General features: G+C 66.1%; 12 protein-coding genes. 4 read left to right on the forward strand and 8 right to left on the reverse strand.

Going from position 1 to position 17,400, the window contains the following annotated elements:
• Positions 1-16 precede the first annotated feature (16 nt).
• Entirely contained in the window at positions 17-1,792 is a 1,776-nt protein-coding gene (locus ACNR9O_RS00615) for a DUF885 domain-containing protein (RefSeq protein ID WP_473683968.1), read from the reverse strand.
• Between the two features lie 124 nt (positions 1,793-1,916).
• Entirely contained in the window at positions 1,917-2,399 is a 483-nt protein-coding gene (locus ACNR9O_RS00620; RefSeq protein ID WP_473683966.1) for a DUF456 domain-containing protein, read from the reverse strand.
• A gap of 148 nt (positions 2,400-2,547) precedes the next feature.
• Between ACNR9O_RS00620 and ACNR9O_RS00625 the strand changes: the two genes are divergently transcribed.
• Positions 2,548-3,201, forward strand: coding sequence for a protein kinase family protein (locus ACNR9O_RS00625; RefSeq protein WP_473683964.1), 654 nt, complete (start codon positions 2,548-2,550; stop codon positions 3,199-3,201).
• 16 nt (positions 3,202-3,217) lie between these two features.
• Here the strand turns inward: ACNR9O_RS00625 and ACNR9O_RS00630 are convergent, their stop codons facing one another.
• Positions 3,218-3,994, reverse strand: a complete 777-nt coding sequence (locus ACNR9O_RS00630) for a ferredoxin--NADP reductase (protein ID WP_473683962.1) — start codon at positions 3,992-3,994, stop codon at positions 3,218-3,220.
• Between the two features lie 469 nt (positions 3,995-4,463).
• Between ACNR9O_RS00630 and ACNR9O_RS00635 the strand changes: the two genes are divergently transcribed.
• The 3 genes from ACNR9O_RS00635 (at position 4,464) to ACNR9O_RS00645 (ending at position 9,741) form a co-directional block, all read left to right on the forward strand.
• Complete coding sequence (locus ACNR9O_RS00635) at positions 4,464-5,288, forward strand: response regulator (RefSeq protein WP_473683960.1); 825 nt, start codon at positions 4,464-4,466, stop codon at positions 5,286-5,288.
• A 143-nt stretch (positions 5,289-5,431) separates the two neighbouring features.
• Complete coding sequence (locus ACNR9O_RS00640) at positions 5,432-5,683, forward strand: hypothetical protein (RefSeq protein WP_473683958.1); 252 nt, start codon at positions 5,432-5,434, stop codon at positions 5,681-5,683.
• 161 nt (positions 5,684-5,844) lie between these two features.
• The gene (locus ACNR9O_RS00645) at positions 5,845-9,741 is read left to right on the forward strand and encodes a transporter substrate-binding domain-containing protein (RefSeq protein ID WP_473683956.1); all 3,897 of its coding nucleotides are present in this window, start codon (positions 5,845-5,847) and stop codon (positions 9,739-9,741) included.
• Positions 9,742-9,750: 9 nt separating this feature from the next.
• Here ACNR9O_RS00645 and ACNR9O_RS00650 read toward each other — a convergent pair whose 3' ends face one another.
• The 5 genes from ACNR9O_RS00650 to ACNR9O_RS00670 all read right to left on the reverse strand — a co-directional run bounded on the left by ACNR9O_RS00650 (position 9,751) and on the right by ACNR9O_RS00670 (position 17,126).
• The gene (locus ACNR9O_RS00650) at positions 9,751-12,846 is read right to left on the reverse strand and encodes an error-prone DNA polymerase (protein WP_473683954.1); all 3,096 of its coding nucleotides are present in this window, start codon (positions 12,844-12,846) and stop codon (positions 9,751-9,753) included.
• Positions 12,843-14,252, reverse strand: a complete 1,410-nt coding sequence (locus tag ACNR9O_RS00655; RefSeq protein ID WP_473683952.1) for a Y-family DNA polymerase — start codon at positions 14,250-14,252, stop codon at positions 12,843-12,845. Before ACNR9O_RS00655 ends, ACNR9O_RS00650 begins: the two co-directional genes overlap by 4 nt.
• A 4-nt stretch (positions 14,253-14,256) precedes the next feature.
• Positions 14,257-14,904, reverse strand: coding sequence for a translesion DNA synthesis-associated protein ImuA (gene imuA / locus ACNR9O_RS00660; RefSeq protein ID WP_473683950.1), 648 nt, complete (start codon positions 14,902-14,904; stop codon positions 14,257-14,259).
• Positions 14,905-14,911: 7 nt separating this feature from the next.
• Positions 14,912-15,481 (reverse strand): LexA family protein, encoded by a 570-nt coding sequence (locus ACNR9O_RS00665; RefSeq protein WP_473683948.1) that lies wholly within the window; start codon positions 15,479-15,481, stop codon positions 14,912-14,914.
• Positions 15,482-15,803: 322 nt separating this feature from the next.
• Positions 15,804-17,126 carry an alpha/beta fold hydrolase gene (locus tag ACNR9O_RS00670; RefSeq protein WP_473683946.1) on the reverse strand — a complete coding sequence of 441 codons (1,323 nt, stop codon included), beginning with the start codon at positions 17,124-17,126 and terminating at the stop codon, positions 15,804-15,806.
• Between the last annotated feature and the right edge of the window lie 274 nt (positions 17,127-17,400).

The following is a 17,400-nucleotide window of genomic DNA, read 5'->3' on the forward strand; positions in this document are numbered from 1 at the left end:
TGTTGGACAGGCCGGCTCAGGGCTTCTTCTGGTATGGCGGAATGAACTGGCTATGCACTGCCTCGGCCAGCTGTTGCGGTGGCAGCAGGCCCTGATTGATCACGAAATCATTGAAGGCTTTGCGGTCGAAGCGCGAGCCGAGCGTCAACTCGGTCTCCAGCCGCAGCTGCTGCAGGCGCATGTAGCCGTAGAAATACGCCGTGGCCTGGCCAGGGCTGTTGAAGGTGTAGCGATCCAGCTCCTGGCGTGCCAGCGCCTCTGACAGGCCGACGTCGTGGGTGAGCACGTCATGGGCGCGCTCGCGCGTGATCAGGCCGAGGTTGAGCATCGGATCCAGGTAGGCGCGGGCCGCGCGCATCATGCGCATCTGCAGCGCGCCGAACTGGCCGGCCGGTGGCTCGTAGGGCAGCGTTTCGGCTTCGGCGTACAGCGCCCACCCCTCGACGTTGACGCTGTTGAAGGCGAACAGGCTGCGCGCCAGCGAGACGCCGCGCTCCACCATCGCCGCGAACTGCAGTTCGTGGCCCGGCCGTCCTTCGTGCGCCGTCAGCGTCCACGCGGCGGCCTTGAAGGTGAAGTCGTCATACGCATCCGAGCTGCCGGCCTTGGCCGAGGGGTTGCCCATGGTCAGCACGAATGTGCCCTGTTCGCCCTTGTTGTTGATGAAGGGCGGCGGGTCCATGTGCGGCGCCGGCACGGCCGCTGCCTCGGCTTCCGAGGCCAGACGCATGGCCATCTTGCGCTGGGGCAGGGTGACGATGCGCTCACGACGGATGATGTCCTCGATCTTGCCGATGATCTCGCCATACCAGGGCATCACCTGGTCCTTGGCAAGCTGCTGTTTCTTGAGCGCCTTGAGTACGTCGCGATAGTCGCTGGCCTGGATGTTCTCGGCCTTGGCCACCACCGGCGCCATCATCTGCATGGCCGAGCGCAGCTCGACGAATTCCAGTTCGGCCTGCTTGATCAGCTCCTGTGGCGGGATGTCGATGCCGACCTGGCGCAGGTTGTACGCGTACACAGGCTCGGGCAGGCGGAAATCGGCGCGCGCGCGCGGCAGCACCGTGCTGCGCACCCAGGCGTCGTAATCCTTCATCTGGCTGTCCAGCGCATCGAGCGCGGCCTTGCCTTCGGCGTTGTCCAGCTTGTACTTGGCGAAGAGCTGGCGTACGCCGTCGACGTAGCGCGGCGTATTGGACAGCTTCTGCTCGATCTCGCCCTTGTAAGGGCCGAGCAGCGACTTGTTGTCCAGACGCTCGGTGGTGCGTGTCTTCGCCAACTCGGTGAGCGGGGTGCAGCCCGGCGCCTTGCCGACGTAGCACTGCAGGCGATTGAGCGCGAGCGCGCGGCGCTTGGGGTCCACGTCATCCTTGAGCAGCGCGAACTCGCCGCCGAAGATCAGCTGGCCCACGTCCTGCACGGGCAGCATGTACTTGCGATTGAGATCGATGCCTTCGACCTGGTCGTCGATGCTCTTGAGCATGATCTGCAGGTCCTGCCGCACGTTCGAGTCCTTCTCCGTGGCGAGCAGTTTCTGCAGCTTGCCCTTGGCGTCCAGCAACGCGGCGCGGGAACGGTCGTCCACGCCCGGCTTGAGGTCGGCCACCTTGTCGTCGTAACCGGGCAAGCCGACCTGCGAGGCGAACTCGGGGGAGAAGCGGGCCATGACGTCCAGCAGCACCTTGGCGTCTTCGTTGCTGCGCGCGATCCAGGCCGGAGACGAAGCCTGGGCATGGACGGAGCCGGTCGCCGCCAGCGCGGCGGCAACGACAAAAGCGAGGCGTTTGCTCATGGAGGAAATCCCTGTAGTGGTCGCGCCAGCCTAAGAGGCCGACGCCGCGGCGCGCCTGTGCCGAAGGTCGCCCGGGCAGGTGGCGCAGGACGGCACGCCGCCGGCGAAGGTGGCGTGAAACGTCTCAGCCGACCAGCATGGCGAAGCCGAACAGGCCGATCATCACCAGCGAGATCACCAGCTTCACCAGCGTGCCGAACAGCAGGCCGAGCCAGGTGCCGATGCCGACGTGGGTGGAGCGCAGCACGCTGTTGCCGGCGGCCAGCTCGCCCGCGAGCGCGCCCACGAAGGGCCCGAGCGCCAGCCCGATCAGACCGAAGAACATACCGATCAACGTCCCCAGCGTCGCCCCCCATAAGGCCATCTTGCTGGCGCCCACGCGCTTGGCGCCGAGCACGCCGGCCATGAAATCCACCAGCACGCCAAATGCGCCCAACACCCCGATGGTCACCAGCCAGCCCGTGCCCACACGCTGGTAGCCGTCCACCGCGGCGGCCAGCCAGATGCCGCCGAAGATCATCGGAATGCCCGGCAGTGCGGGCAGGATGTTGCCGGCAAGGCCGCCGATCATCAGCAGGGCGGCGAGCAGGTACAGGGCGATGTCCATGTCGTTCCTTGGCGCGTGAGGCGGGCGTCGGCGGATGGCGCCGCGACGGGCGTACCGGGAGTGGATCGGCCACAATACGCCCTACTCGCGGTATGCGGACCAGTGTACGTGTGCCCCAGTTTGCCGGAATGTCCTTGAATCCACGCCCGTGAATCCCAGCGATACCACCCTGCTCAAGGCCGATGAACTGGGCCGCATCGAAGTGACCCATCGCGATGGCGCCGTGGTGATCCGCCGCGATGTGGCCGCGGCGCGCTGGTGGGCGCGTGGTTTCGCGCGCCGGGCCGCCGCCCGCGAGGCACGCGCGCTGGCCAGGCTGAGCGGCCTCGATGGGGTTCCTCCGCTGTTGCGATGGGATGGGCGGGAGCTGCTGCGCGGCTATATCGCCGGTGCGCCGATGCAGCAGGTCGGGCCGCGGGATCGTGCCTACTATCGCGATGCGCTGCGTCTGCTCGCTGCGCTGCACCGCCGCGGCATCGTGCACAACGATCTGGCGAAAGAACCCAACTGGCTGGTGCGCGAGGATGGCCGCCCGGCGCTGGTGGATTTCCAGATCGCCTGGACGCGCGGCCGCCGCGGACGGCTGTTCCGACTGCTTGCGCGCGAGGACCTGCGACACCTGTTGAAGCACAAGCGCACCTATTGCCCCGATGCCCTGAGCGCACGCCAGCGCGCGATCCTGTCGACGCCGGCGCCGCACGCACGGTTGTGGCGCGCCACATTCAAGCGGCTCTACAAGCTGGTGGCGCGGCGGATCTTCGGCTACTGGGACAACGAGGGGCAGGGGCGCATCCGCCAGTAGCGGTGCGCCCGCTCGGTCATTTCTCGACGAAGGCGCGCTCGACCACGTAATCGCCCGGTTCGCGCGTGCGCGGCGAGACCTGGAAGCCGCGGCCATCGAGCAATGCGCTGGTGTCCTCCAGCATGGAGGGGCTGCCGCAAAGCATCACGCGGTCGGTTTCCGGATTGAGCGGCGGCAGGCCGATGGCCTGGCTCATCATCCCGTCGGCGATCGCATCGGTAATGCGGCCGCGATGACGATAGGGTTCACGCGTCACGGTGGGGTAGTAGATGAGCTTTTCGCGCGCCATGTCGCCCAGGTATTCGTGCTGCGGCAGCTCGCGTTCCAGATAGTCAGCATAGGCCAGGTCGTTGACGTGGCGCACGCCATGGGCCACCACGATCTTGTCGAAGCGTTCGTAGGTTTCCGGGTCGCGGACGATGCTCATGAAGGGCGCCAGGCCGGTGCCGGTCCCGAGCAGGTAAAGATGCTTGCCCGGCTTCAGATCGTTGAGCACCAGCGTGCCGGTCGGTTTGCGGCTGACCGTGACCGGGTCGCCCGGCTTGAGGTGCTGCAGTCGCGAGGTAAGGGGGCCGTTTGGCACCTTGATGCTGAAAAACTCCAGGTGTTCTTCCCAGTTCGCGCTAGCGATCGAGTAGGCGCGCATGAGGGGGCGGCCGTCCACTTCCAGGCCGATCATCACGAACTGACCGCTGTCGAAGCGGAAGCCGGGGTCGCGCGTCGTGCGGAAGCTGAAAAGGGTGTCGTTCCAGTGGTGCACGTCGATCACGTGCTCCGTTGCCAATGCGACCATGCGATTACCGTGACTTAAGAGGATTCGAGTGGATTGCGCAGGGAGGCGGGCCGGCGCGGACCGGCTCGTCGACTCGTGTGGGTGGCGGGGCGCTGCCTGACGAGCGCTGCCCGATGGGCAGCCCAGGGTCGCCATTATGCCATCTGACGGGGAAAAGGGCCCGGAAGGGGCCGCTCGAGAGGCATCCGGGCGTCAAGCCGGCAAGGCTCGGGGCGGAGCGTGGAGGTGTGCGGGGGATAAGGAGGCGGTGGCGTAAGACGACTCTTAAATGGTCACGCCGTCTTAGTTCTTTAAGACAAATCCCATGCCACTTTTCGGCATTTTCAGACAACTTACCTGTCCGACGCGCTGCTCTTGGTCTCATTCATCTTTCGAGGGGCAGGCAGTTTGTAAATTCGGTCTTGACGTCCCGCAAAAAAAAGCATTTCGGGCATTTCGATTTCTTGGCATTTCCAACTTTGGCACTGACATGACTAAGATTAATCCTATCTCCTATGATGTTCGCGCCACGCACGGAACGGACTCAGGCCAGAGCGCCTACTGGCAGGCGGAAATGCCTGATAGTGGGCTGATCGCCGGGGCTCAGGGAAGCGGCATCAAGGATCGTGAAACACATGGGGGCAGCGTGCAGATACGAGTCATCGTTGCGGACGATCATCCCGTGGTGCTTGCCGGCGTCCAGGCCGTGCTGGAGCGTGCGGGCGACATCAAGGTCGTGGGCGAGGCCCAAAACGGGCATGAGCTCATCGAGTTGCTGAAGCGCTGTCCTTGCGATGTGATCGTCACGGACTTTTCCATGCCCCGCGCCGCCGGCAGCGGCGACGAAATGACCAGCGCCCGTCTGGACGATGGCCTGCCGTTGATCGTGGCGCTGGCGTCGCGTTTCCCCGGCATACCGGTGATCGTGCAGACCATGGTCAATAACGTCGGCGTGCTGCGCACCCTGCAGAACCAGGGTGTGCTCGGCCTGGCCGACAAGCGCGCTGGCATCGGCGAGCTGGTGCACGCGGTTCGCGCGGTCATCAACGGCAAATCCTTCGTCAGCAAGACGTTGCGCGAGCGCTTCGAGCAGACCGATATGGAGGTGCCGACGGAGACGACCAATGAGCCTTCGCCTCGTGAAATGGAGGTGCTGCGCAAGTTCATTGAAGGCGCCAAGGTGACCGACATCGCCAAGGACCTCAATCGCAGCGTGAAGACGGTCAGTACGCAGAAGCGACAGGCAATGAAGAAGCTCGGTCTGAAAAGCGATCAGGAAATCATGGCGTATGCCCTCGCGCATGGACTCAAATGAGCGAATGCCAAGGCGATCGGGGTATCCGGTTTCAGATGAATATTTCAGATCGATCCGATTTTTCCACGCGATTGGGCTGAATAAGGTGGTTGCTCCCTTGACGGGTCGCGTATGTCAGCGGCCCCTCGACACGAGAGCGCCAAATGATCACCCATGTGGAATACCAAGTGACCAGCAGCCCGGCCCGCGGGTGGGCGATTTTCCGTAACGACCAGCAGATCGGTTACCGCTACGACCTGTTCGATGCCGTCGCCTTCGCCACGCTTCTGGCCGAGCGGGAAGCGACCCTCCCCCGACATGCGACGCGCGTCGCGATCGAGGCGGGCAGGGAGCCGGCGCAGGTCGCGTTATGGTCCGCCTGGCGCTGCGGCGATCCGTTGGCCATGGTGTTGTAGTCAGCGGCATTGTTTGCGTCCCGCGGTGCTGACGTCGCGGCCCGGAACATGGAGCGGTCCCGTTTCGCTCTGTCGCATCGCCGGGTGGGGCCGTAGCTTCAGCAAAATCGGCAAGGGCCGGGGTGTACCGCCGGCTTTCCCTATCAAAGGAAAAAATCCGGATGGCCTGGTTGCGCTATTGTCTGCTCGCGATGCTTCTTGGCGTGATGCGCCTTGCCCAGGCTGAGCAAGTCCACCTGACGCAGGAAGAAGAGCAGTGGCTGCGCGCTCATCCGGTCGTGGTGGTCGGCACGTACACGGAAGGCTTCGCTCCTTTCGAAAGCGTGGTCAATGGCGACGTGCGCGGCATGGGGCCGGACTATCTGGCCGATTTTGCCGGCCGCCTCGGCGTGCAGGTGAAGTACCGGGTCTTTCCCAGCTGGCAGGCGCTTCTCGGTGCCGTGCGCACGGGTGCCGTGGATCTGGTCATGAACGTCTCGCCCACGCCGGAGCGTGAGAGCTACCTGGATTTCAGCCAGCCGTATTTCGAGGATTTTCCGTCCCTGGTCACGCGCGTCGACGACGACCGCATCAAAGATGTAGCAGAGCTGCGCAACGCTACTCTGGTGAGCCTGGTCGATGATGCCACCGCCAGCACGGCGCGGCAGTACCTCCCGGGCGTGAGGCTGCTGCAGGCTGAGAGCGCGCGCGAGGCGTTGCAGATGGTGGCCGACGGCCGCGCCGACGCCTACATCGAGGATCCTTATGCGGCGAGGCTTTCCATCGCCGCCGCGGGCCTGCAGAACCAGCTGCGCGTGGGCGCACCCGTCGCGCTGCCGATCTCGGCGCTGTGCTTCGGCGCGCCGCGCGACCGCACATTGCTGATCAATGCACTGGACAAGGCGCTGGAAGGGCTGGGCAACGACGATCATGCGCGCCTGCGTGCGCCATGGCTCAATGGCGACCTCCGCCATGTGCGCGGCGACGATTCCTCGGTGCCGCTCAGCGACGAGGAACGGGCCTGGCTGCGCCAGCTGCCGCCATTGAGGGTCTCCTTCGATCCCACCTCGCCGCCCTATACGCTGCTTGACCGCAACGGCCAACCCGCTGGCATCGCCAGCGACTATCTGCGGGAAGTCGCCAAAGCCCTGAACCTGAGCCTGACCTACGTGCCGGCGCGCAACTGGGCTGAGACGGTGCGGTTGGCGGAGGAAGGCAAGGTCGACCTGCTGCCGGCGATGTCGCCGCTCAGCAAGGAGCACGCCAAGTTCATGGATGCCAGCGTGGCCTACCTGGACTACCCGGTGATGATCATCACCCGTGCCGATGCCAACGCCATTCCGGGCATCCGGGATCTGGCCGGTCTGCGCGTCAGCGCGAACATCAGCAAGCAGTCGATCAAGTCCGTCGTCGAGCGCGCGCACGGCATGCAGGTCATCCCCGTGACGAGTACGGAAGAAGGTCTGGCGATGGTGGCGGACGGCAGGGCGGATGCATTCATCGGCGATCTGGCCAATGCGGACTTCGTGATGCGCGAACGTTTTCCGGGGCGGCTGAAGATCAACGCGCCGACGGATGAACACATCTTGCTGTCGATGGGCGTCGCCAAGCGGTACGCGCCGCTGGTGCCGCTGATCAACCGCGTCCTGGTGAACATGTCCGAGCGCAAGCAGCAGTCCATCCGCAATACCTGGCTTGCTTCGCACTACACCTATGGCGGCACCTGGAAGGAGATCACCCGCAAGACCCTGCCGCTGATCGCCGTGATCGTGTTGTTCCTGCTTACCGTGTCCTATGCCTACCTGCGGCTGCGCCGCGAGACGCGCGAGCGCCAGCGCAGCGAGCAGGAGCTCACGGATATCACGCGCAACTTGCCAGCGGTGGTCTACAAGTTTCGCTATGCGCCGGAAGACGGCGTGCAGTTCCTGTTCGTCGGCGGCAACCCGGAACCGGTGTTCGGCATCCCCGCACGGGTCTTCATCGACGACGAGCCTCGGGCCTTCGCGACGATCGTGGAGGAAGACCGGGAGCCGCTGATGGCCGACGTGGCCCGCGCGGCCGCCGCGATGACGCCGCTTCACGCCATCATGCGGGTGAAGGCCGGGGACGGCGTCCGCTGGGTATCGACCCGCGCCACGCCGCGCAAGCACGGAGCGGCGGTGCATTTTAGCGGCTACTGGATCGACGTGACCGAGCAGCATCTGCAGGCGGAGCAGCTGGCCAAGGCCAAGGAACAGGCGGAAACCGCCACGCAGGCCAAGACCGAATTCCTCGCCACCATGAGTCACGAGATCCGCACGCCAATGAATGGCGTGATCGGCATGCTCGAACTGCTCGGCCATACCCAGCTCAGCCAGGAGCAGCGCCAGATGCTCGGCACGGTGGAAGCTTCCGCCACCGCATTGCTGCAGATTCTCGATGACGTGCTGGACTTCTCCAAGATGGAAGCCGGCCGCCTCACTATCGAGTACGTACCGGTGGACGTGCGCGATCTGGTCGACAGTACCGTGAGCGTGCTTTCCGCGCAGGCGCACCGCAAAGGCCTGGCCATTGGCGTGGATATCGACGAGCGCCTGGCTGCGGAGGTCAGCGCCGAGAACGTGCGCCTGCGCCAGGTACTGCTCAACCTGCTCAGCAACGCCATCAAGTTCACCGTGCTCGGCTCCGTGAGCGTGCGGGTGGATATGCTGGAGGATCATGGCGACGCCCAGCGCGTGCGTTTCAGCGTCATCGATACGGGCATCGGCATGTCGCCCGATCAGGTGCAGCGCCTGTTCGAGCCATTCACGCAGGCGGAGTCGTCTACCACCCGCCGCTACGGTGGCACGGGGCTTGGCTTGTACATCTGTCGGCGTCTGGTCGAGATGATGGGCGGCGATATCTGGCTGGAAAGCGAGGTGAACAAGGGAACGCGGATGTACGTGGATCTGACCGTCCCCATCCATCGCCGCGAGCTATCCCATCACGTGCTGCGCGGCCGCGTGGCGCGCGTCGAGGTGGCGGACGCGGAAGTGGCGCATGCGCTTGAGCAGTATCTGCTGGCTCTTGGCATGACGGTGGATGCGCAGGGCAACTACGGACATCCCGACCTGCTGTTCGTCGACGAGGAGTTCGGCGGCAGCCGGCCGCGCGACGCGCGGGCTACGATTGCGGTCACGGGCATTCCCGATCCACATGGGTATGTCAGCGATGCCTCGGGTGTGACCATCACCAGCAATCCGCTCAAATGGAGCACCTTCGCCATCGCCTGCCAGCAGGCGCTCGGCCTGGATGCCGGCGAGGCCGGCCTTGCCGGCGAAGTCACGCGCCTTCCCAAGAGCGACCAGCGCGTGCTGGTCGCGGAAGACAATCCGATCAACCAGACCCTCATCGCCGCGCAGCTGGAGAAGCTCGGGTATCCCTGCGATGTAGTCGGCAACGGCAAGGACGCGCTTGACGCGCTCGAGCGCCAGACCTATGCGCTGCTGATTACCGACTGCCATATGCCATTGATGGATGGCTATGAGTTGGCGCGCGCGGTCCGCCGACGCGAAACCCACAGCGGTGAGCACCTGCGCATCCTGGCCATGACGGCGAACGCGATGCCGGGCGAACTGGAGCGCTGCACCGAGGCGGGCATGGACGATTTCCTGCCCAAGCCAGTGCGCATTCCGGAGCTGCGCGCCAAGCTGGAACGGGCCTTTGGTGGATCGATGCCGGCTGTTGTCGACGTGGCGCCCGCCGGCGCCGCGGAATTCGACGTGGATCTGGCGGCGCTGCGCGAAAGCTTCGGCGACGATCAGGTGATTCAGTCGCTGATGGTGCGCTTCGTGCGCGCCACCCGCGGCGACCTGGCCACCCTCGATATGCTGGTCGAGGGGCGCCGTCCGGCCGACGTGGCGCATTGGGTCCACCGGCTGCTCGGCGGCCTGCAGGTGTTCGGCAGCAATCCGCTCACCGCGGAGGGCGAGGCGCTGGAGCATGCCTTGAAGGCCGAATCCCGTTATGAGGCACTGGCGGATGCGCAGGCGTTCCGGCGCCGGGTGGAGGCGTATCTCGATCGTCTCGATGAAGTGGCGCGAGGCCTGGCGGAAGCCTGATCGCGCCGCTCAGTGGAAGTCGCGCGAGCGCGCGTCGAGCGCGCCGAGCAGCGGGCTGAGATCCAGCAATCGCCGCGCGATCAGGTGGTTGACGCCATCGACGGTCTCCCAATGACCCTCCACGCCGAGCAGGCGTGATTCCAGATAAGGGCGCCGCTGACGTTCGGCTACGTGTCGCCACACCACCACATTGACTGGCCCGTGCTCGTCTTCGAGCGTGATGAAAGTGACGCCGCTGGCGGTCTGCGGTTGTTGGCGCTGGGTGACGAGGCCGGCGACGCGCGCCGGCGCCTCATGTGGCAACTGGCCGAGCTGTTTCGAATCCAGGAAGCGGTGCGCCCGCAGGCGAGCGCGCAATAGGCGCAGCGGATGCGGCCCCAGGCTGAGGCCCGTGTGCGCGTAGTCGGCCAGCAGGTTTTCCGCCTGCGTCGGCGGCGGAAGCACGATGTCGTCCTCGACGGGACTGGCCCGGCCGAACAACGGCAACTGCGCCTCCACGCCGCTGACCGCCCATTTCGCGCGATGGCGATGTCCGGCAAGCCCGCGCAGCGCGCCGGCATCGGCGAGCAGATCCTGGTGGCGCCGATCCAGGTTGGCGCGCGTGCAGAGGTCGACGATATCGGCGAACGGAGCGCGCTCGCGTGCCTGCGCGAGGCGTCGCGTCACGGTTTCCGAGCAGCCGCGCACCTGGCGCAGGCCCAGGCGCAGGGCGAGACCGCCACCGCTGCGCGTGTGGCGTTCGAGCGTGCAATCCCAATCGCTGTAGCGGACATCCGCCGGCAGCACGGCAACCTTATGCCGCCGCGCGTCCTGCACGATCTGGCTGGCACTGTAGAAGCCCATCGGCTGCGCGTTGAGCAGGGCGCAGGCGAAAGCCGCCGGGTGGTGGCATTTGAGCCAGGCGCTGACATAGGCGACCTTGGCGAAACCGGCGGCATGACTTTCAGGAAAGCCGTAGCTGCCGAAGCCTTTGATCTGCTCGAAGAGGCGGGCGGCGAAGTCGGCGCTGTAGCCGTTATCCGCCATGCCCTTCATCAATCGCTCGCGATGGCGCTCCATGCCGCCGTGGCGTTTCCAGGCGGCCATCGCGCGACGCAGGTCATCGGCCTCGGCACCGCTGTAGCCGGCCGCTTCCATCGCCAGCTGCATGACCTGTTCCTGGAACAGCGGCACGCCGAGTGTCCGCTGCAGCACTTTTTCGAATGCAGGTGAGGGATAGGTCACTGGCTCTTCGCCGCGTCTTCGTCGCAAATAGGGATGCACCATGTCGCCCTGGATCGGTCCCGGACGCACGATGGCCACCTGGATCACCAGGTCGTAGTAATCCTTCGGCCGCAGGCGCGGCAGCATCGACATCTGCGCGCGGCTTTCGATCTGGAACACGCCGATGGTGTCGGCCTTCTGGATCATCTCGTAGGTGGCATCGTCGTCATGCGGGATCGACGCCATGGTGTGCGATACGCCGTCATGGCGCGCCATCAGATCCAGGCACTTGCGCACGCACGTGAGCATCCCCAGCGCCAGGCAATCCACTTTCAGCAGATTCATCCGGTCCAGGTCATCCTTGTCCCACTGGATGATGGTGCGGTCGGCCATGGCCGCGTTTTCCACCGGCACCAGTTGGGACAGTGGTGCGTCGGAGATCACGAAGCCGCCCACGTGCTGCGAGAGATGACGCGGAAAATCCAATAGCTCGTAGGCGAGAACCAGCACGCGCTTGAGCAGCGGGCTTTCCGGATCCAGGCCGGCCTCGCGCAGGTGCTGGTCCAGCGAACCGCCGTTGCGCCAGGCGAACACGTCGCTCAGCGCCGCTACCTGGTCGGTGGACAGGCCTAGCGCCTTGCCCACGTCGCGCGCGGCGCTGCGGCCGCGGTAGCTGATCACCGTGGCGGCCAGTGCGGTGCGTTCGCGGCCGTACTTGCGGTAGATGTACTGAATGACCTCCTCGCGCCGCTCATGCTCGAAATCGATGTCGATGTCGGGCGGCTCGGGGCGGCCGAACTTGCTGTCCTTGCGGCTCTCCGACATGAAGCGTTCGGTGAGCAGGTTGGCTTCGTCGGGGCTGACGCTGGTGACACCGAGCGCGTAGCACACCACGGAGTTGGCGGCCGAGCCGCGGCCCTGACAGAGAATGCCCTGGCTGCGCGCATAGCGGACGATGTCTTCGACAGTGAGGAAGTAGTGCTCGTATTCCAGTTGTTGAACGAGCGCGAGTTCCTTCTCGATCTTGGCCCGGTTCTCCGGACTGATGCCGTCTGCCCAGCGCTCGCGGATGCCTTGCTCGGTGAGCTCGCGCAACCATGATGTGGCGGTGTATCCGGCCGGCACCAGCTCCGCCGGATAGCGGTAGCGGAGCTGGTCCATGGAGAACTGGCACCGGTCCGCGATGCGCACGGTCTCGTCCAGCAGATGCACCGGATAGATCTGCGCCAGCGCCTCACGTTTGCGCAGATGCCGTTCGCCGTTCTTGAATAGCACCGCGCCCGCCTGCGCCACGGTCAGGCCGTGGCGGATCGCGGTAAGCGTGTCCTGCAACGCGCGCCGGCCACGTACGTGCATATGCACATCGCCCGTGGCGACCGCAGGGATATCCAGGTCGGCGGCGAGGCTTTCGAGCTGGCGCAGGCGGGCGTCGTCGTCCGGTCCGCGATGCAATTCGATCGCCAGCCATAGCCGCTGTGCAAAGCGCTCGGCCAGCCAGCGCCCATCCTCGGCGTTCGGTGCGGGCTGCGGCAGCCACAGCGCCAGCGTGCCTGGCAGGCCATCGGCGAGATCGGCGCGGGCGAGGTGATACGTGCCCTTGGTCGAGGCGCGCCGGCCGCGCGTGATGAGCCCGCACAACGAGGCATAGCCTTCGCGGTTCTCGCACAGCAGGACGAAGCGCAGGCCATCGTCCAGCGTGAACTCCGCGCCGACGATCAGCTTCAAGCCGGTTTCCAGCGAAGCCTCGTACGCGCGCACGATGCCCGCCAGCGAGCATTCGTCGGTGATGGCCAGCGCCTCGTAGCCGCACGCCTTCGCCCGCTCGAACAACTCGGCAGCGCTCGATGCTCCGCGCTGGAACGAGAAGTTCGACAGGCAATGCAGCTCCGCGTAGCCGCTCATGCGAACCACCCATGCAGCATCCATGGCCCCTGTTCGCCGATGCCGCAGAACACCCAGGCACGTTGCCCCTGCGCGGTTTCCACCATGTAGTAGTCGCGGCGCAGGTCGCCGTCCCACCAGCCGGTTTCCAGGCGTTCGGGTCCGGCGAGGATGCGCGGCGCTGGGCCGCGCAGCGGAATGGGCGTTTCCAGCAGCCAGGTGGGGCGCGGCAGCGGTGCGGGCGTGCCGACGAATTCGGCGTGCATATCGCGCGTCTGCGCGTGCTCCGGGCGCGGGTCGGTGCTGGCGCGCCATTGATGGATGGCGCCATCGCCCAGCCTGGCGCGCAGGCGTTCGCGCAGCTGGTCCAGCGGCAGTGCGTTCGCGGGGCGCGTGTCGAACAGGTCGCGGCCGGCTGGTACGAACGGTGGCAGTTCGTGCGCGACCAGCCGCATCGCCACTACCGGCTGCGGCAGCGTGGTGCGTTCCAGTCGTCCGCGTGCGTGTTCGAACAGCATGGCCGCGTCGCGCTCCGGCGCGAGCAGGCCGATGCTCACGTCGGTGGAACTGCCATCGCGATGGATCAGCCGCACCATGAAGCGCTGCACGCCGCCATCGCGCCCGGCCAGATACGCGGCCAGATCGCCCGCGAGGCGGCGCAGCGGGAACACCAGCGCCTCCACGTGCTCGATCTCGTGCGTCCATTCCATGCCCAGGTCCAGTCGATCCGGCGGGCGGTAGAACGGCAGCACTTCCTGCGTGGCACCGGTGAGGTGATCCAGGTGCTCGATCAGCGCGTCGCCGAAGCGCCGGCGCAGGCCGTCGCGCGGCGTACGCAGTACCTGGCCGAGCGTGCGCAGGCCCATGCCGGCGAGGCTGTCGGCGGCTTGCGCGGGCAGGCGCGCCTTGCTCACGGGAATGGGCAGCAGCGCACCGCGCAACGTATCCGGTGTCGTCACCGCCAGGCCATCATGCACGCCGGCCAGTACGTGGGCGCCGCGCGCCGTGGGTGCGAGAGCGATGCGATGGCGGAAGCCCAGCTCGACGAGGTCGCAGCGCAGCCGGCGCTCGAACTCGGGCCACGGCCCGAACAGGCCGAGGCTCTTGCTGATCTCCAGCACGATCGCGCGCGGCCATAGCGCCACCTCGGCGCTGTAGCGATAGGCCCAGGCGGCGAGCAGGCGATGCCAGCGCTCGGCCGCGGCCGGGTCGTATTCGACGGATTCGAAGCGCGCCAGCAGCGCCTGCGCCGCGGCCAGCCGCTGCCCCGGCCGCAAGCCCGCGGCGCGCGCGGCGTCGTTCACCGCATAGAGGCTGCGTGCCTGCGCATGGCCGGTGACCAGCGCCAGCGGCTCGTCCGAGGGCGGCCTGCGGCGCAGCACGCCGTCCAGTGCCAGATGCGGAAGAAGAATGCAGGCCCACAGCATGGCGTCACCGCGCACCGTCGGCGTGGGAGGGATGGACGGGGAAGGGAATGGCTTGCGCGGGCGGCTGCCCGCCGCGGCATTTGCGGATGCGCAGCTGACGCGCCGGCGCGGTTTCCACTTCCAGGCGCAACGCAGCCGGCGACGCCTGCGCGGCATGCCGGCGATCGCGGAACAGGAAGCCGAGCGCGCGTCCGCCATCGGCCGCCACCTGCAAGCGACGGAGGGCGCGATCGTCGGCCTCGCGCGGCCAAGCGAGCACGGCCGCGCAGCTGGCCGAGCGCAGGCATTGCTCGGCAGCCCACAGTGCATCGCGCGGCGTGGCGGTTTGCACGATATCCACCCGCGACATCGTCACGCCGAGGTTTTCCCAGCCGGCGACGCAAGGCGCATAAGGCGGCGCGATCACGGCGACGATGCCGCCGGCGCGCGTCAGTCGCGCCAGGGTCGGCAGCACCAGTTGCAGTTCGCCCACACCGTCGGCGGGCAGCAGGATTTCGCTCAACGCGTGTTCCGGCCAGCCGCCCGCAGGCAGGGCGGCATCCAACGCTGCCCAGCCTGTGGGTTGGTTGCCAGGCGCCGGCGCGGGCTGGGCGCGGCCGTGCCAGACTTGGCGGCCGGCGAACAGTGCATCGAGAGTGAGCACCCGGCCCATGGCGCGCTCAACGCAGGTTGCGCAGGCAGCGGGTGACCACGCCCCACAGCTCCAGCGTTTCGCCTTCCTTGAACACGATGGGCTTGAAGTGCGCGTTCTCCGGCAGCAGCGCCACCTTGCCGTCGACCTGGCCCAGTCGCTTGATCGACAGCTCGCCGTTGACGATGGCCACCACGATGTCGCCCTGGCGCGCCTTGAGTGCGCGATCCACCAGCACTTCGTCGCCGTCGAAGATGCCCGCGCCGATCATCGACCAGCCGGACACGCGCACGATGAAGGTGCTCGGCTCGTGGCCATGAATGACGAGGTGGCGGTTCAGATCCACCACGTCGGCCACGTCGTCGTCCGCAGGACTGGGCAGGCCCGCCGGCACCCGGCTGCTGAAGGCGGTGAGCGCCACCGTCGAAGGCAGCAGCGACAGCGGCCGCGGCGCCCCGAGCGAGGCGCCCTGGCGATATGCTTCCAGATAGGCCAGCACCGTCGGCACCTGGCTTTCCGGCACGCGCAAGCGCTGGGTGGGTTCGCTGGCGGGGCGACCGGCGCCGGGACGGGCGCCGCCGTGCGGAGGGGGCGACATGACGGGCATCTTGAAAATCGGGACGGTATTCAAGATACCACCGACAGGGTCTCAATGGATGAGATATCGGACCTGCGGCATGACGGAAAGGACAGTGGCCGCCAGCAGCCTGATCCCTCGAGCGTGCCTGCCGCGGCCGGCGGGCGAGTCGCCGTGGCCGATGAGCTTGCGCGCTGGGTGTGCGCACTCGCTAACGGCCGCGTGCCCACCCCGCAAAGCTTCCGTGAGATGTCGACGCCGGCGCCGCTTCCCGGCATGTCGCCAACACGGCGTTATGGGTCGAGCTCACACCTGCGGCTAGAGCATTGGGCCACGGGTGAGTTCATGGACGGCTAACTGCCGCCGTCCCTGATCCGGCGCCTCCCCTAATCTGTTCCGTTACCTCTTCAACAGCCTCGATAACGATCCGGGGCTTGATTTGCTGGATGTAATGCGTGGTATCCGGAACGACGATATCGCGTCCTCGCGACGATAACGCCGCGAGGCGCTGATGTCCCTTGATATGTTCAGCCCATTTCGAGCCTGCTTCGGCAGAGGTCAGGGACGGCGTGGACGTCCAAACCGTCCCGGCAGATAGCACGATGAGCGGCATGGCGCGCAGGCTGTGCCAGTGCGCCAGCAACTCCCGGTCATTTTCCGATTGGCCATGGTCATCCCTGAGATGGAGATTTTCGGCTTCCGAAAGCCGTGCCGCGTTGTTCTGGACGCGTGACCACTGCCGATTCAGTTCGTCGTGGAGAGCGGCATCGCTATTGGGAGGGGAATCCAGGCAATGCTGGAGCGAGTCCTGGACGTCATGGCCCAACAGGTTGGCCTGAGCCGCGCGCAAGCAGGAGCGATTGTTGGCGAGCTGCTCCACCTCGTCTCCTGTCTGTGGCTGGCCGGGATATGCGGGATCGACCAGGACCATGCCGGCAACGGCGTCGGGTTTCTCCAGCGCGAAAAGCAAGGCTTGCTCGCCACCCAGGGAATGGGCGACGAGAACGACTTTCGGTCCCAGGGAGGCCCGGTCGACCAGCGCGGCCATGTCGTCGACCGCCGCTTGTGCCGTGGATGGCCTGGTGGCTTCGTCGCTGAAACCGTAACCGGCGCGGTCGAATGCGCAGACCCGGGTTCGCTTCGCCAGCGCTGCCTGTACCTCGCGCCATGTCAGCGACGAGTCGCCAAGGCCCGAATCCAGTAAGACAGTAGGCGATCCGCGGCCGATGCAGAGGAGATTCAATCGGCGCCCGCGCTCCACTTCGACCAGCGTTTGCGGATGCAGGTAGTTTGCGGCTGATAAGGAGTCTTTCTCGGACGCGCTTGCTTGATGCGTCGCTAGAGTCAGCAAGGAGCCCAAGAGTGTGACGAATACGGAGTATCGTCCGCGGCGATGCCTGTCGTTGCCCATGGTGAACACGCTTAGCCGATCGTTGAGCTGGATGGCATCGCCCTGGAGCGAGCCGGCACATTCGGGAACGCCGTTCGTTCTCTCGGGATCGATGCGGTAAGACACGGTCTCGAACTCCCTGTAGGCATACGTCGACTGACGGATGATCGCCGTGCGATCCGCGAGCGGATGAAGACCTTTCAGGCAACCGCGATCGCAGTCGGCCGGGGTTTGGGATTCGAACAGCGGGAGACGGCATTCGATGGAGGGGGGCATGGCTGGATTTTTGCAGAAGCGGACGGGGCCGATAAGGAGTCGAAAGTCACGGCGAAGGGTGCAGTGTCCGTTCTCGTCGGGCAGGGGGATGCCTGGGGACGCCGAGGCAAAGGGCTCGCTTCTAACAGCGCTTCGTTACCCCGTGATCTGTGCCTTTCTACAGGTGCATTGCGAGGCGAACAGCGGAGACGCTTTGCCCGTCAGCTCGTACCGTTCTCGCATGGCACGCTACTTCATCTGGTTGTGCGCCCGGTTGTCAGCTGGTTACGAAGGC

Source organism: Dyella sp. CR10, assembly GCF_055814425.1.

Bases quoted from the DNA above. Each gene is read 5' to 3' on its own strand.
- ACNR9O_RS00615 (WP_473683968.1), bottom strand. From the start codon at position 1,792: ATGAGCAAACGCCTCGCTTTTGTCGTTGCCGCCGCGCTGGCGGCGACC.
- ACNR9O_RS00620 (WP_473683966.1), bottom strand. From the start codon at position 2,399: ATGGACATCGCCCTGTACCTGCTCGCCGCCCTGCTGATGATCGGCGGC.
- ACNR9O_RS00630 (WP_473683962.1), bottom strand. From the start codon at position 3,994: ATGGTCGCATTGGCAACGGAGCACGTGATCGACGTGCACCACTGGAAC.
- ACNR9O_RS00635 (WP_473683960.1), top strand. From the start codon at position 4,464: ATGACTAAGATTAATCCTATCTCCTATGATGTTCGCGCCACGCACGGA.
- ACNR9O_RS00640 (WP_473683958.1), top strand. From the start codon at position 5,432: ATGATCACCCATGTGGAATACCAAGTGACCAGCAGCCCGGCCCGCGGG.
- ACNR9O_RS00645 (WP_473683956.1), top strand. From the start codon at position 5,845: ATGGCCTGGTTGCGCTATTGTCTGCTCGCGATGCTTCTTGGCGTGATG.
- ACNR9O_RS00650 (WP_473683954.1), bottom strand. From the start codon at position 12,846: ATGAGCGGCTACGCGGAGCTGCATTGCCTGTCGAACTTCTCGTTCCAG.
- ACNR9O_RS00655 (WP_473683952.1), bottom strand. From the start codon at position 14,252: ATGCTGTGGGCCTGCATTCTTCTTCCGCATCTGGCACTGGACGGCGTG.
- imuA (WP_473683950.1), bottom strand. From the start codon at position 14,904: ATGGGCCGGGTGCTCACTCTCGATGCACTGTTCGCCGGCCGCCAAGTC.
- ACNR9O_RS00665 (WP_473683948.1), bottom strand. From the start codon at position 15,481: ATGTCGCCCCCTCCGCACGGCGGCGCCCGTCCCGGCGCCGGTCGCCCC.
- ACNR9O_RS00670 (WP_473683946.1), bottom strand. From the start codon at position 17,126: ATGCCCCCCTCCATCGAATGCCGTCTCCCGCTGTTCGAATCCCAAACC.